An 18,667-nucleotide genomic window follows, 5' to 3' on the forward strand; every position below is an offset into this window, starting at 1 on the left:
GCGCGGCCGCTGCTCCCGAGGCCCGGCACTTGTCGGCCGGGCCGAAGAGCGACAAGATCGTGCGTCATTGTTGTTCATGCGAGGCCTCATGTCGGTTCTGGATCGGTTTTCGCTTCAAGGGCGGGTTGCGCTCGTCACAGGCGGTCGAAAGGGTCTCGGCTATGAGATCGCCCGCGGTTTCGTCGATGCCGGCGCGCGGGTGATCATCACCGGACGCGATGGAGCGAAACTGGCCGCGGCAAGCGAGGCGCTCGGCCCATTTGCCGACCATGCGGCTTTCGATATCGCCGATGCGCCGGCCCGCCGCGCTGCGATCGAGGATATCTATCGCCATCACGGGAAGGTCGATATCCTCGTCAACAATGTCGGCGCGCGCGACCGCAGAAGCCTTGGCGAATTCACGGACGAGGAGATCGCCGCGCTGCTCAACACCGATCTTCTGTCCGCCGTATCGCTGAGCCGTGACGTTGCCGAACGAATGAAGGCGGCAGGCCATGGCCGGCTGATCTTTCTCACCTCGCTCCTCGGCACGCTTGCCATGCCGGGCGACACCATCTATCCGGTCGCGAAACAGGGGCTTGCCGGTCTCTGCAGGGCGCTCGCCGTCGAATACGGCCCCCATGGCATCACCAGCAATGCCATTGCCCCCGGCATGTTCGCCACGGAAACCAATGCCCATCTCGCCAGTGATCCCGACATGCTTGCATTCGCGGCTGGCCGCGTGCCGCTCGGGCGATGGGGCAGGCCCGACGAGATCGCCGGCGCAGCGCTGTTCCTTGCCGGCAATGCCGCCTCGTTCGTCAACGGCCAGACCTTGACCGTCGACGGCGGCCATTCGGTGCGCATGTGAGGGCGGCGCATGATTGCCCGGACACGCCGGAAACCGCTTCGATGCATCCACGCCTGAGGCCGTCATGACAGCGCTGATGCTTCATCTTGCTCTCATTCACCTGTTGATGGCGATGATACCCGGGCCAAACACGCTCGCCGTCACCTATTGCGCGACCATGATATCGCGGCGGGCGGGATTGATGGCCGCCGCCGGCGTGGCGGCCGCAAGCTTCGTATGGCTCGCCCTCGGCCTGCTCGGCATCGGCGCGCTGCTGGCAAGCGCGGGAGACGTGTACCGGCTGCTCCGGATCGCGGGCGCGGCCTACCTCTTCTATGTCGGATGCAGGATGATCTTTGGCGGAAGATCGGGTACGAAATCCGCCCCGGTCTATGGCTCGGGCTTCCGAGCGGGGCTGCTGACGACGCTGTCCAACCCGAAATCGGCGGTGTTCTGGACCAGCGTTTTCGCCGTGCTGTTGCCGGCGAGCGCGCCGCCCGCTTTCTATGCGATCCTGCTCGTCTGGATCACGCTTCAGGCCTTCCTCTGGTATGGCCTGATCGCGGTGATGCTGTCCGGCGAAACGCTGCGCCGGCAATATTTCCGTTTTGGAGCATGGCTCAACCGTCTTGCCGGCGGATTGATGATCCTGCTGTCCCTCAGGATCCTGGACGAGGCCCGCCGAGGCTGAGACGAGAGCGGGGCAAGCCCGCTCTTGACAACACGTCCTATGCCGTCAGCCGGCCTCCGCGACGCGCGAGAGCGCGACGGTCAGTTGCTCGCGCTGCTGCTTCAGCTCCTCGAAACGCTCGTGCTCGGTGGCCACCACTTCCGGATCGGCGTTGGCGACGAATTTCTCGTTGCCGAGCTTCTTCTGGCTGCGCTCGATATCGGCGTCGACCTTGCCGATCGCCTTTGTCAGGCGCGCGGTTTCAGCCGCCACATCGATAAGGCTGCCGAGCGGAATGCAGGCGGTGGCCTCGCCGATGATGACCTGGGCCGAACCTTTCGGCGCGTCCTTCTCGAAATCGAGCGAATCAATGCGGGCGAGCCGTTCCAGCGCCGGATAATGGCGGGCGGTGCGTTCGCGGGTCGTTGAATTTGCACCGACGAGGATCAGCGGCGCCTTGGCGGCCGGCGGCACGTTCACTTCCGCGCGCGCCGAGCGGATGCCGGAGATCAGATCGACAAGCCAGTTGATCTCGTCCGCCGCTTCCTCATCCCGGAAGCCCGGCTCGTGCCAGTCGGCGTGGCAGCAGAGCCCCTCGCCGCCGATATGGTTCCACAGCTCCTCGGTCATAAACGGCATGAACGGGTGCAGGAGCTTGTAGGTCTCGGCCAGAACATAGGCAACGCAATGCTGCGCCTCGGCTTTCGCGGCCTCGTCCTCGCCCATGAACACGGGCTTCAGGAGTTCCAGATACCAGTCGCAGAGCTCGTGCCAGACGAAACGATAGAGCGCATCGGCCGCCTCGTTGAAGCGGAAGTTCTCGATCGCCGTGGTCACCTCCTCGGTGGTCTTCGAAAGCTCGGTCAGGATCCAGCGATTGATGGTCTGGGTCGCGCCGGAGGGACGGAACGAGCCGTCGAGCTTCATGCCGTTCATCTCGGCAAAGCGCGTGGCGTTCCAGAGCTTGGTGCCGAAGTTGCGATAGCCGGCGATGCGGCTCTCGTCGAGCTTCACGTCCCTGCCCTGCGCGGCCATGATCGCCAGCGTGAACCGCAGCGCGTCGGCGCCATATTCCTCGATCAGGTTGAGCGGATCGATGACGTTGCCCTTCGACTTCGACATCTTCTGACCGTTCTTGTCGCGCACCAGCGCGTGGACATAGACGGTGTGGAAGGGTTCGACCGGTTTGCCGTCCTCATCCTTCATGAAGTGGAGCCCGGCCATCATCATGCGGGCAACCCAGAAGAAGATGATGTCGAAGCCGGTGACCAACACGCTGGTCGGATAATAGCGGGCAAGCTCGTCCGTCTCCTCGGGCCAGCCGAGCGTTGAGAACGGCCAGAGCGCGGAAGAGAACCAGGTGTCGAGCACGTCCTCGTCGCGCGTCAGGATATTGCCGGGCTCATAGTTTTCGAGCTGCTCCTCGACCCAGGCCTTCCAAGGACCCTCATGGGCGATGTAATGCTGGATCGCGGCGTCGAGCGCCTCTTCCTCGGTCTTTTCGACGAAGACCTGCCCATCCGGTCCGTACCAGGCCGGGATCTGGTGGCCCCACCAGAGTTGGCGCGAGATGCACCACGGCTCGATGTTCTCCATCCAGTCGAAATAGGTCTTTTCCCAGTTCTTCGGCACGAAATTGGTGCGGCCCTCGCGGACCGATTCAATCGCCGGCTTGGCAAGTTCCTTGGCGTCGGCGAACCACTGATCGGTCAGCATCGGCTCGATGACGACGCCCGAACGGTCGCCAAAGGGCTGCATGATCTTCTTGTTCTCGACGAAGGGGATATCATTGCCCTCCTCGTCCTTCACGGTGACGGCAAGACCCTCGGCATTGATCGCATCAACGATGCGTTTGCGGGCGGTATAGCGGTCAAGGCCGCGATATTCATCAGGCACGAGGTTGATGTCGTCGACCTCGGCTTCGGTCGGCAGTTCGCCGGATTTCGCGATCTTCATCGCTTGCTCAGCGCAGACGGCATAGGGCTCGCCGTCATCGCGCAGTGCCGCCTTGGTGTCCATCAGCCGGTAGAGCGGAATATGGTTGCGGCGGGCGACCTGATAGTCGTTGAAATCATGCGCGCCGGTGATCTTGACCGCGCCGGAGCCGAAATCCTTGTCCGGATATTCATCGGTGATGATCGGGATCAGACGCCGATGCTCTTTCGGTCCCACCGGAATTTCACAGTATTTCCCGATGATTGGCGCATACCGCTCATCCGATGGATGAACCGCGACGGCGCCATCGCCGAGCATGGTTTCCGGACGGGTGGTCGCAATCGAGATGTAATCGCGCTCCTCCTCGAGGATGACGTTGCCGTCCGCGTCCTTCTCGACATAGGTATAGGTCTCGCCGCCGGCCAGCGGGTATTTGAAATGCCACATATGGCCGTCGACTTCGCGGTTCTCGACCTCGAGATCGGAAATCGCCGTTTCGAATTCCGGGTCCCAGTTGACCAGCCGCTTGCCGCGATAGATCAGGCCGTGCTTGTAGAGCGAGACGAAAACCTCGCGCACGGCCTCGGAAAGCCCTTCATCCATGGTGAAGCGCTCGCGCGACCAGTCGCAGGAGGCGCCGAGGCGCTTGAGCTGGTTGATGATCTGGCCGCCGGACTCTTCCTTCCACTCCCAGACTTTGTCGACGAAAGCGTCGCGGCCCATCTCGCGGCGGCCGGGAAGCTGGCGTTCCATCAACTGGCGTTCGACCACCATCTGGGTGGCGATGCCGGCATGGTCCATGCCGGGCTGCCACAGCGTGTCCTTGCCGCGCATCCGCTCGAAGCGGATCATGATGTCCTGCAGCGTGTTGTTGAGCGCGTGCCCCATATGCAGCGAGCCGGTCACATTCGGCGGCGGGATCACGATCGAGAAGCTCTCCCTGCCCGGCTTTGCGTTGGCTCCGGCGCGGAAGGCATCGGCCTGTTCCCACCGGGTGGCAATCCTGGGTTCGACGCTTTTCGCGTCATACGTCTTCTCAAGCATGTCTTCGCCAATTCCTGCTGATACCAAAACCGGGCGAAACACATATAGCGCGCCTGCGTCCGGATTAAACGGCGGCGGGTTGCCGCGGCTTTCGCGGCGGCCCTTCGCGGCCTGTCGTTGTTATGCGCTTGGCTTCAGGCCTGTCAACAATAAAGCCGCCCCGGAAGGGACGGCTTTGGCAGGTCCAACGCGCGAGTTCTCAGCGCTTTGCGTTGCGCATCCGTTCGATTTCCTTGCCGACCATTTCTTCCACGATCGAGGGCATGTGCTCCTCGATCCAGTCGCGGAGCAGCGGACGCAGTTCCGAAATCACGATTTCCTCGATCTTGCGCGCGCCCTCGCGATCCAGCGCGGCGGAGAGTTCATGCAGGGCATTTCCGATCCTCTGTTCGGAATCGGAGGAAAGCAGGTGCTCCTGGCCCTCCTCCATGCGCGGCGAATGGCCGGCCTCGTCTGCGGGCGCGGCGCTGTCGGGCTCATGCGCCCCACCGGTCGCCTCCCGCACCTGACGCGCAACCTCGCCGATCGTGCCCGGATAGACCGCATCGCGTTCCAGCGGATGCGGCCGGGGCGCTGCCGGTTGCTGCGGTTCTGGCGCCTGCCGCACCTGCGGTTCGGACGCCTGATGCGTGACCGGCTCCTGGTTTGCCTCGAACGGCTGTTCGGCTTCTTCACCCTGCGTCGCTTCCGTCTCGTTCGGCGGCTGGGAATCATCATCAAAGGTGAAGGCCGGACGGCGCGAGACGAAGGAATTGTCGCCAAAAGGCTCGGGATCCTGCGCGGCCGGGGATGCATCGCCCGCGTCATGATCGCTCTGGCGATAGGCCTCGGGCGCACGGTAGCTCTCGTCCCTCGGCGCGGCAGCGTTGTCACGCGCGGCGCGCGGAGAACGCCCGACATCGTCGCCGCTGTCGATGATACGGCGAATCGAAGCGAGAATTTCTTCCATCGAGGGCTCTTGCTGCAATTTCGGCTGCGCCATTACAAACCTTCCCGCGCGTTGATGTCCCTAGCGTCGAATCATCGACAACGATACGCCAGCTCCAGCCGCATGAAGACCGAAACCGTCATATTTTCAGTGCTATACACAGGATTTTAGGGACACGTCCGGTAGAACTTACAAATCTCTAGAATTCGAAGGCCTTCGCCCGCGCGAAGCCGGGGAGCGGCTTGACGGCGGCATTGAAGGAGGAGAGCGACGAAAACACATCGCCATCGCGATGATAGATGGTTGCTCGGGCGGAATAACCCGTACCTTCGACGCAGACGAGCCGGCCGCCATCGCGCAACTGGTTCAGCAGCGCCTCGGGAACGACCTCGACCGCGCCGTTGAGGAAGATCGCGTCATAGGGCGCCTCGGACGGGTAGCCCTCGGGAAGAACGCCGCTGACCACAACCGCATTGTCATAGCCGAGTTCCAGGAATTTCGCACTCGCGCTTTCAACCAGTTCCTCATCGCTGTCGATGCCGACGACCGACTGGGCGAGCAGCGAAAGGATAGCCGCGGCATAGCCATCGCCCGCGCCGACCACAAGCACCACATCCTTCTTGGAAAGCTCCAGAAGCTGGACCAGCTTGGCAAGCGGCGACGGCTCCATCATGTAGCGGGCGGGGCCAGCTTCATTGGCGGGCTTTACCTGAATGTCCTCGTCGATATAGGCGAGCGACCTGGATTGCGGCGGCAGAAACGCCTCGCGCGGCACGGCAAGAAAGGCCTCGAGCACAGGATAGGCTGTTACATCGGTCGGCCGGATCTGGTTTTCCACCATCTTCCTGCGCGCCGTTTCGAAATTCATCATGGCCAACAACCTCGCAAACAATCAGCGTTCAGCGCCGACTTGACGCTCACACTGTGTTCATAGATGCGCTGTCGCCTCCATGCAAGACGGGAGTTTTGCGAAAAAGCCGAAGAGAAGAAGGCGCGCAAGGCCGCGCCTGCTCACCCGGGACATGACGAAAGGGCCGGCGCGAGCGCCGGCCCCGATGGTATCTGATGATCAGCGATAACGGTTGACCAGAATGCAGAGCCGCTGCAGACCGGCTTCATAATTGTCCGGCGTGCGCATCACGGCCTGGCACTGTTTACGCACGGTCTGCTGCTCGCCGCTGCTCAGATCGTCGAAGGCGATCACGAGACGCTGGTCGTTGCGATTGTCGGGCATCGATCCGCCGCCCGAGCCGTCGCCGCCGGCCGTGCCGCTGCCGCCATTGCCCCCACCGGCATTTCCGCCGCCACCGTTGCCGCCGCCATTGTTGCCGCCTCCGCCGCCAATGCCGATATCAACGTCCGCTCCGGTGCCATCATCGCCGCCAATGCCGACATCGACATCAGCATTCGCACCGCTGTCGCCGCCGATCGTGGCGGAGGCCGAGGCCCCTATCCCGCTGCTGCCGCCAACATCGGCAGATGCATCGGCGTTCACGCCGCTGGAGCCGCCGACGCTTGCGCCGACATCGGCGCTCGCCGCCTGGCCGCCGCCGACATCGGCTGACGCTCCGGCATCAACACCGCCGGAACCGCCGACGCTCGCGCCGGCATCAACGCTTGCGGCCTGACCGCCGCCGACGCCGGCTGATGCGCCGGCATTCACGCCATCCGAGCCGCCGACGCTTGCGTCAACGCCCGCGCCGATGCCGCCGGAGGGATCGGTGTCGGTGTTAACGCCGACGCTTATCCCGTTCTCGCCGCCGATATTCAGAGACTGCGCATTGGCAGGGTTCGCACCATAAAATGTAACGGCGAGCGACCCTGCGAAAAAAGCACTCGCCAGAAGTGTAGATTTACTGCGACAGGCAAACATGTCGTCCTCCTTCTGGAGCCCTCGCTTTAGAAGGACTCCCCCTGTTCAAACAACCTTATGTTTGCGGCTCGTCTGTTCGATCCGCGTAACTTTTAAACGGGACCTTGAACAAAAAAGTTCCTCTGCGATTAAGAATCTCTCAGGGAAATGATCAGGATATTGTGCTATTGAGCAAAAATAATAGCAGTTCCGCCCGCCCATACTCCGAAAACAAAGAAGATATTCGGGGCAGAAAACGCGTAGACGTGCCGGAGGCAAGTTATTCAAACAACAGGCGTGGTAGCGATACCATCGCAATCGCCGGCATCCCTCATCATGCAAATCATGAACAGGATCGCGCATGCTCAAGCGAGGCTGGCGGTACGGTGGTATAATTTTAGAGAAAAAGGGAAAGTGGAGGCCTCGGCCGGAATCGAACCGGCGTGCAAGGATTTGCAGTCCTCTGCGTAACCACTCCGCCACGAGGCCAAACTTTGTCGATCGAAGGGTTGGCGCGGATTTAGAATGATTTAATTTGATTTGCAATAGCGCTGCCCGGCGCCACCTCATTTTATTTCACGAAGAGGCCCCGAATGCTCGTTGGCGCATCGGAACAGATGATCGCCGGCTCTGCCAGGCACCCTGTTGCCGCCAAAGCCGGCAAAAAGCGGCGCCGCAGGCTCAAAAGGCCGCGCGAATCGGTTAGTGTCACGAAGTCCGGTTTCAGGGTCGAAATGCCGGCGCGTCGCAACGGAGGGGACCAATGCCGACCATCTTCAATTCCGCCAGATTTTTTGCGGCGTGGTGCGTTTTCGTCCTTTTGACGGCAGTGTGTCTGCAGCTCCCGCCGGCCGCCGCCCAGGAGGCTGACGAGGAAAAGACCTCCGCCGAGTTGGTGCAGGAAATCTTCCAGGACGCGCAGGGAAATGCCGGCCTCAAGGCGCGTTACGAGCGTCTGGTGACAAACCCCATCTCGCCGCCCGACACCCGCAGCCCGCGCGCGACGCTGGAAAGCTTTCTGGTGATCATGCAGACGGCCAGCGAACTCTGGCTTGAGGTGCGCGACAGCTATTTCGACGGCGACACCTTCTTCATGACCCGCGACCAACGCGATCAGCTCGTTCTGGTGCAGTCGCTGCTGGAGAAGGCAGCGCGGACATTCGATCTCTCCGCGATACCGGCCGCGTCGCGTCAGCGCGCGAGCATAGAGACGGTGCTGCAGCTCCAGGAGATATTCGACCGGATCTATCTGCCGCCGGTGGAGGAAATACCTGGCCTTGCCGCCGGCGCGTTCGCGCTATCGAATTCGGACGCTGAAGCGCTGCCGGCAAAATGGATCATTCCCGGCACCAGCCTGACCATCGAGCGGCAAAGGGACGGCCCGCGGGAGGGCGAATATCTTTTCACCCAGAGCACTATCAACCAGATCGCCGACGATTACGACGAGGTGAAAACCCTGCCGATGATCGCCGACAATGGCGAGGACCTTTACCAGTATTACATCTATACGCCGGGCAACCTAGTCGCGCCGCGCTGGTACGAGTTCATTCTCGATGGCCCCTACTGGCTGCGCTATGAATTCGGCAACCAGGCCTATTGGCAATGGTTGGGGTTGGCGCTCATCACCGTCGTTTCGGTGATCGCGCTGGTCTGGTTCAGCCGCTGGAACGCGCGACGCGCGGTTCCGCTGGACCCGGCCAGGCGGCAGATGCGTCGCGTTGTCACGCCCCTGCTGATCATCGCCGCGGCAAACCTCATCCGCTTCCTGATTGAGGAGCAGATCAACATCACCGGCGACCTGCTCTACGTCACCACCACTGCCCTGAGCGCGCTCATCTGGACGGCCACGGCCTGGTTCACCTACCAGCTTCTGCAGACGCTCTATATGTGGACCATCCGCAATCCCGCCGTGAGCAATGCCTCGCTGGATGCCAGCCTGCTGCGCACCGGCTTCCAGGTGATGTCCTTCATCGTGGCGATTATCGTGCTCGGCTATGGCGCGACCCAGATCGGCATTCCGATCTATGGCGTCGTCGCCGGTCTCGGCGTCGGCGGCCTGGCGATCGCGCTTGCCGCCCAGCCGACGCTTGAGAACTTCATCAGTGGCGTGCTGCTTTACGCGGACCGGATCGTGCGGGTCGGTGACTTCTTCCAGTTCGACGATACCGCCGGCACGGTGGAGGAAATCGGGATCCGTTCGACGCGCATCCGCGCGCTCGACCGCACCCTCATCATCGTCGCCAATGCCGATCTGGTGAAGCGCAAGATCACCAATTACAGCCGTCGCGACGTCTTCCTGTTCCGGCACAAGATCGGCCTTCGATACGAAACCGGCACCGACACGCTCAACAAGGTCATGGAGGATATCCGCACCCTGCTTGCATCCCATGAAAGCGTGCTCGAATCGCCAAGGCGCGTCCGGCTCGTGGAATATGGCGATTCGGCCGTGCTGATCGATATCTACGCCAATATCTCGGCTTCCGACATCAACGTCTTCCTGGAGGTGCAGGAGCAATTGCTGCTTTCGGTTCGCGATATCGTTGAACGCCACGGTTCCGGTTTCGCCTATCCCACCTCCACCGTCTATCTTGCACAGGGCGATTACAAGGAACCCAAGCCAATCGCAGACGTTGCGACAAAAGAGAACGCCGGCGAGGCGCCGAAGGACGACGACGGGACCTAGCTTTAGAAAAGCGAATGGCCCCGACAAGCCGCGGAGGTTGAAATGTGGGGCTGGGTCAACGAAAACGCAGGCGCGATCAGCGCGGTTGCCAGCGTCGCCACGCTTTTTATCTGGGCGATCTATCTGCAGTTGATTTTCAGCGGATTCCGGGAGGGACGGCGCGCCAAGATCCTGATCAATCGCGGCGGGAGCCCGACCCTCGACGGCCATTGCCTGGTTGCCAATATGAGCGCGAAGGCGCTGTTCATCGACGCTGTCCTGCTCGATCTCACCGTGAAGAACGGGACTGACCGCGAGCATTTCAGCTACTCGCTCAGCAACCTCACCTTCGATGAGAACAATACTTCCGATCCGCGCGCCAAATTGTTCCAGGGCCCGCTGGCCGCGGCCGAGCATCTCGACCTCGGCACGTTCCGCGCATTGATCGCCAAGATGTCGCCGCCGGATTTCGATCGCTTCGAGACCATTGAGGACATCAACGTCACCATCGTGGCGACCTACACCTCGGAGGACCGACCGGTCGCAGCCGAACGGGTTTTCGATATTGTCGGCGAACGCGACCAATTGGTGGTGTCCCCGCACCGCTATGCCGCATCGCAGTTGCGCAGCCGGCGTCAGCGCCGGCGGATCGAAAGACTGATGCGCGATCTGCACCAATCCGAGCGTGGCGACGGCCGCAACAAAACAGACGGCGTCAAGGCGCAGTCCTGATCTCTCTCGGCGGCTCGATCGGGCCCGCATCCCGCCGCAGGAAAACGGAACGCGCGAGGGTCATAAACTTCTTTGCTTTTTTTGTCGAAAAGGGCTTGGCAAATCGCCTCACCATTTGTATTAACCCGCTCACACCGTAGCGCCTCAGACGGCGCGATTGTTCCCTGGTAGCTCAGCGGTAGAGCACTCGACTGTTAATCGATAGGTCGTCGGTTCGAATCCGACCCGGGGAGCCATTTCATCATTTCAAGTTTGGGCGTACGTCGCGTGAAATCGGTTTCGCGCGTACGGTTTAGCGACAGAGCATTTGCATGTTCGAGCTAAAAGCAGAAAGCCCGAGCTCAGTTCGGAAAAAATCTGGTTTCCACGAAAACAGAACGGCCAAAGCAACGCGTCCCGGCGCCGCTCGCGGGGAGCGGGCCGGGTCGAATGAAGCGCTTACAGCTTCGCCCTCAGCTTGACTTCCGCAGCTTTGCGCAAGGGCAGCGTTCGGCGACCGTGTGGCGGATCACGCTCTTTGGCGCTTGCCGGTTTTTTCTTTCCACTCGGCGCGCGTTCGCTCGATCAGCTCCGGATCGGTGGCGGCCTTGAGGCCGGTGGCGGCGATGGCCTTGGCGGCGTGGACGAAGGCCTTGTGGGCAGCCGGGCTCTTGCCCTGGGCGACCACCTGCCAGGTGTGGGGATTGGTGCCGATCGCCCAGGCCGGCGTCCAGCATTGCGCCGTGGGAATAACCCAGCTGACATCGCCAACATCGGTCGAGCCGGCGCGGAAATGCGACTTGCCCTCAAACGCCCTCAGTCCCCGGTGAAGCGGCTGGCTTCCGTCGACCCGGCTGTTGGAAAGCGCGTCATCCTTGACCTGATAGAGCCGGATGCTGCTGTCGATCGCCTCCTGCGAGAAGGTTTTCTGAATGTCCTTCGCGAAAGCCTCGTCGGCCTCGTCGAAGGGCACGGGGCCGAGCGCCGTCATCTGCTCATGCATCGCCGTTTCGAGCGTGATGTTGGGCAGCAGGCTGTTGGTCGCCTTGCCGAGTTCCAGCTCGACGCTGGTCTCGGTCATCATCGCGGCACCTTCCGCGATCTTCTTCACCCGTTCGGCAAGCGCCCGCGCGCCGACGATTTCCGGAGCCCGGATCATGTAGCGACCGGCCGCGCGCGCCTGCACGACATTGGCCGCGACGCCACCGGTTTCGGTGATCGCGTAGTGGATCCGGCAATCGGAGGGCATGTGCTCGCGCAGGAAATTGATGCCGATATTGGTGAGTTCCAGCGCGTCGAGCGCCGAGCGGCCGAGATGGGCGGCGTTGGAGGCATGCGCGGCCGTGCCCTTGAAGCGGATGTCATATTCGATCACGGCGAGATTATTGGTGGAGCGCACGCCGTTGAAGGGCGCGGGATGCCAGGTGAGCGCAAGGTCGACATCGTCGAACACGCCGGCCTCGGCCATGATCGTCTTGGCGCCGCCGCCCTCCTCCGCCGGGCAGCCATAATAGCGCACGGTCGCGGCAATGCCGTTCTTTTCCAGATGCCGGGCAAGGCCGACGGCCGCCAGAAGCGAGCCCGCGCCGAGCAGATTGTGGCCGCAGCCATGGCCGCTTGCGCCCGGCTTGTCGGACTTTTCCTCGGCAATGCCGGCGACCTGGTTCATGCCGGCGAGCGCATCGAATTCGCCGAGGATCGCGATCACCGGCCTGCCGCTGCCATATTCGCCACAAAAGGCGGTCTCGATGCCGGCTACGCCGCTCGTGACGGAAAACCCGTATTTCTCCAGAAGCGCCGTCTGGAGCTTCGCCGATTCAAATTCCTCGAATTTGAGTTCGGCAAGCTCCCATATCCGGTCGGAGAGTTCGATGAATTCCGGCTTCAATGCCTCGATTTCACTCGCGAGTTGTTCGATCGCCTGCTGCGTCATGGGGAGGTCCTGTTTGCTGCCGGGGCAGCGGGTCTGGGGTCATGAAAGGTCGCGCGGCCCATGTCGACGGGCCGCGGGATAAGGGTTCTTGAGGAGAAACGCCGCGCCGCATGTGCAGCGCGGCGACAAGCCGGTCAGTCGACCGAGACTTCCCATACGCGGGGATTGCCCTGCCAAACGGGGGCGCCTTCGAGGCTCGCGGTCGCGGCCCAGATGTCGACCATGTCGTACATGAACAGGCCCGGCATATCCTCGAGCATCAGCGTGTGGAAATCGTCGAAGATCTGCTGGCGCTTTTCCTGATCGGTTTCGCGATAGGCGGCGTCGAGCAGTTCGATGGCCTCCGGATTCTCCCACATCAGCGATGTGTTCTCGTCCTTGTCGCCGACATAGAAGCTCATCATCAGCGCCGGATCGAGGCGCGGCGAAACCGACTGCGAGATCACCTGGTAATTGCCCGACCGGCGGCGTTCCACCTGGGTCGCATAGTCGAGCACCTCGATTTGCACGTTGAGGCCCGCCTGCTGCATCATCGCCTGGGCGATGATCGCCGCCGGATAGCTCGGCACATTGCCGCGACGGTTGGCGATGATCGAGATCGGTTCGCCGTTATAGCCGGCGTCCTTCAGCTCCTTCTTCGCCGCCTCGATATCGTAGAGCAGGCACTCTTGCTGGGTCTCGCTGTAATAGATCGAGTTGGTCGCGATCATCGAGCAGTTGGGCGTACCGGTTCCGTTGGAGGCGGCGGCAACAAGCTGCGGCAGATCGAGCGCCATGGCCATGGCGCGGCGAACGCCCGGATTGGCGAGAACCGGATCGCGGGTCTGCATGTAGAACAGGTTCTTGCCGTTATTGACGGCGACGATCAGCTTGCTGTCATCGCGATCCTCGAATTCCGGCATCAGATCCGGCGAGATTTCGGCAAGATCGAGCGCGCCGGACTGGATGCCGGCCTTCACGGTCGAAGCATCCGGAACCACCATGAACTTGACACCGTCGGCGAGCGGATCCTTGGCCCCGACCGTGCCATCCGGTTCGCCGTCGTTTGGCGGCGAGACATAGGCGTCATTCTTGGCGAGATGGACATATTCGCCCTTCTTCCACTCGTCCCACTTGAACGGGCCCGTGCCGATCGGCGCTGCGAAGCTGCCATCCTCGCCCACGGATTTCGGCGAGATGATGCCGGTGAAGCCGCATTCCGGGCGGGCCATGAGGCCGAGGAAGACCGCCGAGGGCTCGGCAATCGTCATCGTCACGGTCGCATCATCGACCTTTTCGACGCCGGTCAGCTTGACCACGCGGCTGCCGTCGAAATCCGGCAGGCAGCGCCACTTGCTGTCGGCGTCCATGTAGCGGTTCATGGACCAGACAACGTCGTCGGCGGTCATCTTGTCGCCATTGTGGAAGGTGACGTCATCGCGCAGCGTGAAGGTATAGGTCAGCCCGTCATCGGACATGGCGACGGACTTGGCGAGAAGCGGCTTAACCGCGCCATCCTCGGTATAGCCGACGAGACCTTCGAGAATGTGCATCATGATCGCGTCGGTATTGCCGTCGCGGTTGACGCCCGGATCGTTGGAGCGGAGATCGGAAGAGAGCGCGACGACGATATCGCGCGCCGCCGCCGTCTGGGTGAGCGCCGCCAGCATCACGCCGGCAAGGAGTAGTTTCTTCATGGTTATCCCTCTTTGGTTCTGTTTTCAGGCCTTCAAAGTCCGGTGAAACAGGCGCGGGCAAGCCGGCCGATCGTCTCGAGTGCCACCGTATAGCCGGGAAGCCCGTCCGGCATGGTGAGCGGTACCCCGTCCGTGTAGGCGGCGAGGATGAAAAGCGGCGCGCCGTCGCGATAGACGATGCCCGCATCCATGCGCCCGCGCTTTCCCCTTCCGCCCTTGCTGGCGATCACCGTGTCGAAGGGAAGGCGCGAGTGAATTCCGTAGCGCAGGACCTGCGATTTCAGCATTTTCAGCGCGAAGGCCGACAGCTCCTGCGAAATGCCGAGCCGCGCCGAGGCATCGGCATCGGTCTGGGCGGCAAGGATCGTGTCGAGCAGCATCACCTGATCGGCCGCTGTCGTCACCGTCACCGCGTCGAGCGGATGGTCATGGGGCAGCGCGATCGGCGGGATCAGGAAGCGGTGATGGGTGCCGGTCATGCCGATTGCCGCGCAATAGGCCTGAACCTCCTCCAGCGTCAGGCGCTCGAACACCATATGGGTGCAGACATTGTCGGAAAGCGTGATCATGCCGGCGATCGCATCGCGCAGCGACAGCACCATGCCGGGCGTCATGTGGCGCAGCACGCCGCTCGCCACCTGTTCGGCGTGGCGCGGCTCATAGACGATCTTCTCGTCGAAGCTGAGCCGCCCCTCCCCGATCGCCTTCAGCGCGGACATCATGATCGAGATCTTGCGGGTCGAGGCTGACGGCGTTTCCTCGGTCGCGCCGCGTTCGATGGTTTCGCCCGTCAAAAGGTTCTTGACCTTGAAGCGGACGGTGAAATCCTGCGCATCGCAGATCTTCGCGAGTTCGGCGGCCGTCGCTTCGGTCTTTTCGGTTGTCTCAGTCATCTTGTTCCTCCAGACGCCATTTGAGCTTGACGCCGCCGCTCTCGTTGAAATCGAGGGCCGGAATGGCCCGAAGCAGGCGTTGCGTATAGGCGTGCTGCGGGCGGTCGAAGATCTCGTCGCGCGGGCCTTCCTCAACAATCTTGCCGTGCTGCATCACGATCACCCTGTCGGCGATCTGCTCGACCACGGAGAGGTCGTGGCTGATGAACAGGCAGGAAAAGCCGTGCTTCTTCTGCAGGTCGGCGAACAGCGCCAGCACCTGCGCCCTGACCGTCACATCAAGCGCGGAGACCGGCTCGTCGGCGATCAGCAGTTTCGGCTCGCGCACCACGGCGCGGGCGATTGCCACGCGCTGGCGCTGGCCGCCTGAAAGCTCGTGCGGCAGGCGGTCGGCGAACTCGCCGGGCAGGCCTACTTCGGCAAGGGTCGCGAGCGCCCGCCGGCGCCGTTCGGCGGCGTTGAGCCCGGGCATGGTGCGCAGCGCCTCTTCGACAAGCTTGACGATCGACATGCGCGGATCGAGGGAGGAGTACGGGTCCTGGAACACCATCTGGCAATTCTGCCGATAATTCGCCCAGTCCTGTTCCCGCGGCTTGCCGTTGAACAGGATATCGCCCTCGGTCTGGTGAATGAGGCCGGCGATGGTGCGCCCGAGCGTGGTCTTGCCGGAGCCCGAGCCGCCGACCAGCGCCACCACCTCGCCCTGGCGGATATCGACCGAGACGCCGTGCAGGGCGCGCTTGGCCTGGCCCTTGCTAAACAGCGCGCCGGCCTTGTGGTAGTCGACGATCACGTTCTTGACGGACAACACCGGCGTATCGTCCGGCGGGAACACACGGGTTTCGCCGCGTCCTGGCAGCGATGACAGCAGCTTGCGGGTATAGGCATGCTGCGGGTTGGTCAGGATGTCGTCGGTGGTGCCGGTCTCGACGACGACGCCCTTTTCCATCACCGCGATCCGGCTGGTATAGCGTGCCACCATCGGCAAATCGTGGCTGATCAGGAGCACCGCCGTGCCTTCCGCGCGGGTCAGCTCCACCATCAGCTCCATCACGTCGCGCTGGATCACCGCGTCGAGCGCCGTCGTCGGTTCGTCGGCGATCAGCAGCGCCGGTTTCAACAGCATGACCGAGGCCAGCATGATGCGCTGGCGCATGCCGCCGGAAAACTCGTGCGGATAGGCCGTAAGCGCGCCCTTCGGATCGACGATGCCGACCCTCTCCAGCATGGCGAGGATCGCATCCCGGCGCTTTTCGCGGGAAAGCCCGGTATGGAGCTTCAGCCCTTCCTCAAGCTGCCGGCCGATAGTCATCGACGGGTTGAGTGAGGTCATCGGCTCCTGGAACACCATGCCGATCCGCGCGCCGCGCAGCGATCTGAGATCATGCGGGCTCATGGTCAGCGTGTCGCGGCCCTCGAACACCGTTTCGCCGCTGACAGGCGTGATGCCGGCGGGCAGAAGCGACATCAGCGCGCGGGTCGCCAGCGTCTTGCCGGAACCCGATTCGCCGACAATGCCGAAGATCTCGCCGGGCCGCACATCGAAGGAGACATTGTCGACCAGCTTGACGCCATTGCCGAGGGCGAGCGTCAGGTCGCGGACGGAAAGGAGAATATCCCTCATCATTTCAGCCCCCTCATGCGTGGGTCGAGCCGGTCGCGCAGCGCGTCGCCCAGAAGGTTGATGCCGAGCAGCGTGAGTGCGATGCAAAGGCCGGGGAACACGCCGAGCCAGACGGCCTGCTCGATGAACGGCCGGCCGGCGGCCAGCATGTTGCCCCAGGTGGGCGCCGGCGGCGGCACACCGAGGCCGAGGAAGGAGAGCGCGCTTTCAGACAGGATCGCCCAGCCGAACATGGTGGTCGCCAGCACCGACATCGGCGCCAGGCAATTGGGCAGGATATGGCGGAACACCGTGTAGATCTCGCTGTTGCCCATCAGCTTCGAGGCCTCGATGAATTCGGATTCCCGCAGCGTCAGCACCACGCCGCGCACCAGCCGCGCCATTGATGGCGTGTAGGCGATGCCGAGCGCGAAGATGATGCCGTACTGGTTGGCCCCGAAGACGGCGAGCAGGCCGAGCGCCAGCAGGATGCCCGGAAAGGCGAGCAGCGCATTGTTGACGGCCATGATCAGACCGTCCGTCAGCCCGCGCGTATAGCCGCTGACGAGGCCGATCAGCGTGCCCATGACAATGGTGAAGGTGACCGTCAGCGTGCCGATCCACACGCTGGCCCCAGCGCCGACCATGATCCGGCTCAACACGTCGCGGCCGAATTCGTCGGTGCCCATCCAGTGGGCAAGGCTCGGCGGCTTCAGCCGGGCGACGAAATCGAGCTTCAGCGGATCATAGGGGGTCCAGAAGACGCCGAGAAGGGCTACAACGAGCAGGAGACCGATCAGGAAACCGCCGATCGCGGCATTATAGGAAAGTTTTCTCATTGTGCCGTCACCCGGGGATCGAACAGCGGATAGAACAGGTCGATGATCAGGTTGACGACGACATAGGAGAGCGCCACGAACAGCAGGCAGCCCTGAATGACCGGATAGTCGCGCTGGAAGATACTATCGACCATCAGCCGGCCGAGGCCGGGGATCGAGAACACGGTCTCGATCACGGCGATGCCGCCGAGCAGATTGCCGAGGATCAGGCCGATCATCGTCCAGGTCGGGCCGAAGGCGTTCTTGAAGGCGTGACGCCACAAAACGGCCATTTCGGAAAGCCCCTTTGCGCGGGCATGAGTAATGTAATCGAGCCGCAGGACTTCCAGCGTCGAGGCGCGGGACATGCGCAGCAGCACGCCCATCTCATGCATGACGAGGGTGGCCACCGGCAGGATGATGTAGATCAGCCCCTCGGTGAAATTGTCGCGCAGCGAGACATAGCCCAGCACCGGAAGCCAGCCGAGTTCTAGCCCGAACAGCAGGAGAAGCAAAAGGCCGAGCCAGAAGGTCGGGATCGAAAGAAGCAGCGTCGCCGTTCCGACAAGCGCGAGATCCGTCACCGAATTCTGCCGCCATGCCGCGATAATGCCCGCGGGCACGGCCAGAATGGCGGCCAGCACCACCGCGATCAGCACGATCTCGCCACTGATGACAAAGCGCGAGGCGACCAGCGGCAGCACCGGCTCGTCATTGATGATCGAGCGTCCGAGATCGCCGGAGAGCGCGTTTTCGCTCCAGATCAGGAATTGCTGCGGCAGCGATTTGTCGAGACCAAGCTCGGTCTCGAGCGCGGCGATCTGTCGGTCATCGGCCATATCGCCGAGCAAGAGTTCCGCCGGATTGCCGGGAATGAGACGGATCAGGCCGAACACCGTGATCGATACGATGATCACCGTCGGTATAGCCATCGCGACGCGATGGAGAAAAAATCTGAGCATCAGAACCCCTCTGAACCCTGCCCTTGCGGTGGCAGGTTTGCTTATCGGCAAAAGTATGACGAAGCGAAAAAGACACCGCAACACTATGCTATTTTTCATAGCAATATGCAGCGACGCCTACCGGATGCTGGCGTCGCGCTTCGTCGAGAAA

At 62.4% G+C, this 18,667-nt stretch carries 13 protein-coding genes, 2 tRNA genes and 2 pseudogenes; 5 read left to right on the forward strand and 12 right to left on the reverse strand.

Annotated features, from left to right (window positions below):
* The first annotated feature begins 88 nt into the window (after positions 1 to 88).
* Both V6766_RS15390 and V6766_RS15395 read left to right on the forward strand, forming a co-directional pair.
* Complete coding sequence (locus tag V6766_RS15390; protein ID WP_448467889.1) at positions 89 to 850, forward strand: SDR family oxidoreductase; 762 nt, start codon at positions 89 to 91, stop codon at positions 848 to 850.
* A gap of 64 nt (positions 851 to 914) precedes the next feature.
* Positions 915 to 1,520 (forward strand): LysE family translocator, encoded by a 606-nt coding sequence (locus V6766_RS15395; RefSeq protein ID WP_448467891.1) that lies wholly within the window; start codon positions 915 to 917, stop codon positions 1,518 to 1,520.
* A gap of 45 nt (positions 1,521 to 1,565) precedes the next feature.
* Here V6766_RS15395 and V6766_RS15400 read toward each other — a convergent pair whose 3' ends face one another.
* The 5 genes from V6766_RS15400 to V6766_RS15420 all read right to left on the reverse strand — a co-directional run bounded on the left by V6766_RS15400 (position 1,566) and on the right by V6766_RS15420 (position 7,747).
* A complete protein-coding gene (locus V6766_RS15400) occupies positions 1,566 to 4,478 on the reverse strand; it encodes a valine--tRNA ligase (RefSeq protein ID WP_448467893.1) in 2,913 nt (970 codons plus the stop codon).
* Between the two features lie 199 nt (positions 4,479 to 4,677).
* Positions 4,678 to 5,460 (reverse strand): DUF2497 domain-containing protein, encoded by a 783-nt coding sequence (locus tag V6766_RS15405; protein WP_448467895.1) that lies wholly within the window; start codon positions 5,458 to 5,460, stop codon positions 4,678 to 4,680.
* Positions 5,461 to 5,605: 145 nt separating this feature from the next.
* On the reverse strand, positions 5,606 to 6,274 hold the full coding sequence (locus tag V6766_RS15410) for a protein-L-isoaspartate O-methyltransferase family protein (RefSeq protein ID WP_448468036.1): 669 nt from the start codon (positions 6,272 to 6,274) through the stop codon (positions 5,606 to 5,608).
* Positions 6,275 to 6,475: 201 nt separating this feature from the next.
* Positions 6,476 to 7,279 carry a hypothetical protein gene (locus V6766_RS15415; RefSeq protein ID WP_448467897.1) on the reverse strand — a complete coding sequence of 268 codons (804 nt, stop codon included), beginning with the start codon at positions 7,277 to 7,279 and terminating at the stop codon, positions 6,476 to 6,478.
* A 394-nt stretch (positions 7,280 to 7,673) separates the two neighbouring features.
* Positions 7,674 to 7,747 (reverse strand) — tRNA-Cys (locus V6766_RS15420).
* Positions 7,748 to 8,021: 274 nt separating this feature from the next.
* On the opposite strand from V6766_RS15420, the gene V6766_RS15425 reads away from it, so the two are divergent.
* From V6766_RS15425 to V6766_RS15435, 3 genes are all read left to right on the forward strand, one after another.
* Complete coding sequence (locus V6766_RS15425) at positions 8,022 to 9,941, forward strand: mechanosensitive ion channel family protein (protein WP_448467899.1); 1,920 nt, start codon at positions 8,022 to 8,024, stop codon at positions 9,939 to 9,941.
* 42 nt (positions 9,942 to 9,983) lie between these two features.
* Positions 9,984 to 10,652 carry a hypothetical protein gene (locus tag V6766_RS15430; protein WP_448467901.1) on the forward strand — a complete coding sequence of 223 codons (669 nt, stop codon included), beginning with the start codon at positions 9,984 to 9,986 and terminating at the stop codon, positions 10,650 to 10,652.
* Positions 10,653 to 10,813: 161 nt separating this feature from the next.
* Positions 10,814 to 10,888, forward strand: a tRNA-Asn gene (locus V6766_RS15435).
* Between the two features lie 272 nt (positions 10,889 to 11,160).
* Here the strand turns inward: V6766_RS15435 and V6766_RS15440 are convergent.
* The 7 genes and pseudogenes from V6766_RS15440 to V6766_RS15470 all read right to left on the reverse strand — a co-directional run bounded on the left by V6766_RS15440 (position 11,161) and on the right by V6766_RS15470 (position 18,516).
* The gene (locus tag V6766_RS15440; RefSeq protein WP_448467903.1) at positions 11,161 to 12,564 is read right to left on the reverse strand and encodes a M20 family metallopeptidase; all 1,404 of its coding nucleotides are present in this window, start codon (positions 12,562 to 12,564) and stop codon (positions 11,161 to 11,163) included.
* 134 nt (positions 12,565 to 12,698) lie between these two features.
* The gene (locus tag V6766_RS15445) at positions 12,699 to 14,240 is read right to left on the reverse strand and encodes an ABC transporter substrate-binding protein (RefSeq protein WP_448467905.1); all 1,542 of its coding nucleotides are present in this window, start codon (positions 14,238 to 14,240) and stop codon (positions 12,699 to 12,701) included.
* A gap of 32 nt (positions 14,241 to 14,272) precedes the next feature.
* Complete coding sequence (locus tag V6766_RS15450; RefSeq protein WP_448467907.1) at positions 14,273 to 15,133, reverse strand: serine hydrolase; 861 nt, start codon at positions 15,131 to 15,133, stop codon at positions 14,273 to 14,275.
* A pseudogene (locus tag V6766_RS15455) lies at positions 15,126 to 15,947 on the reverse strand (ATP-binding cassette domain-containing protein); the annotation flags it as partial. The pseudogene V6766_RS15455 and the gene V6766_RS15450, both read right to left, overlap by 8 nt.
* Positions 15,948 to 15,964: 17 nt before the next feature.
* Positions 15,965 to 16,760: pseudogene (locus V6766_RS15460) on the reverse strand (ATP-binding cassette domain-containing protein); the annotation flags it as partial.
* Positions 16,757 to 17,575, reverse strand: coding sequence for an ABC transporter permease (locus V6766_RS15465; protein WP_448467909.1), 819 nt, complete (start codon positions 17,573 to 17,575; stop codon positions 16,757 to 16,759). The pseudogene V6766_RS15460 and the gene V6766_RS15465, both read right to left, overlap by 4 nt.
* The gene (locus tag V6766_RS15470) at positions 17,572 to 18,516 is read right to left on the reverse strand and encodes an ABC transporter permease (protein WP_448467911.1); all 945 of its coding nucleotides are present in this window, start codon (positions 18,514 to 18,516) and stop codon (positions 17,572 to 17,574) included. The genes V6766_RS15465 and V6766_RS15470 overlap by 4 nt, the downstream gene beginning before the upstream one ends.
* Between the last annotated feature and the right edge of the window lie 151 nt (positions 18,517 to 18,667).

Source organism: Martelella sp. AMO21009 (genome assembly GCF_053484295.1).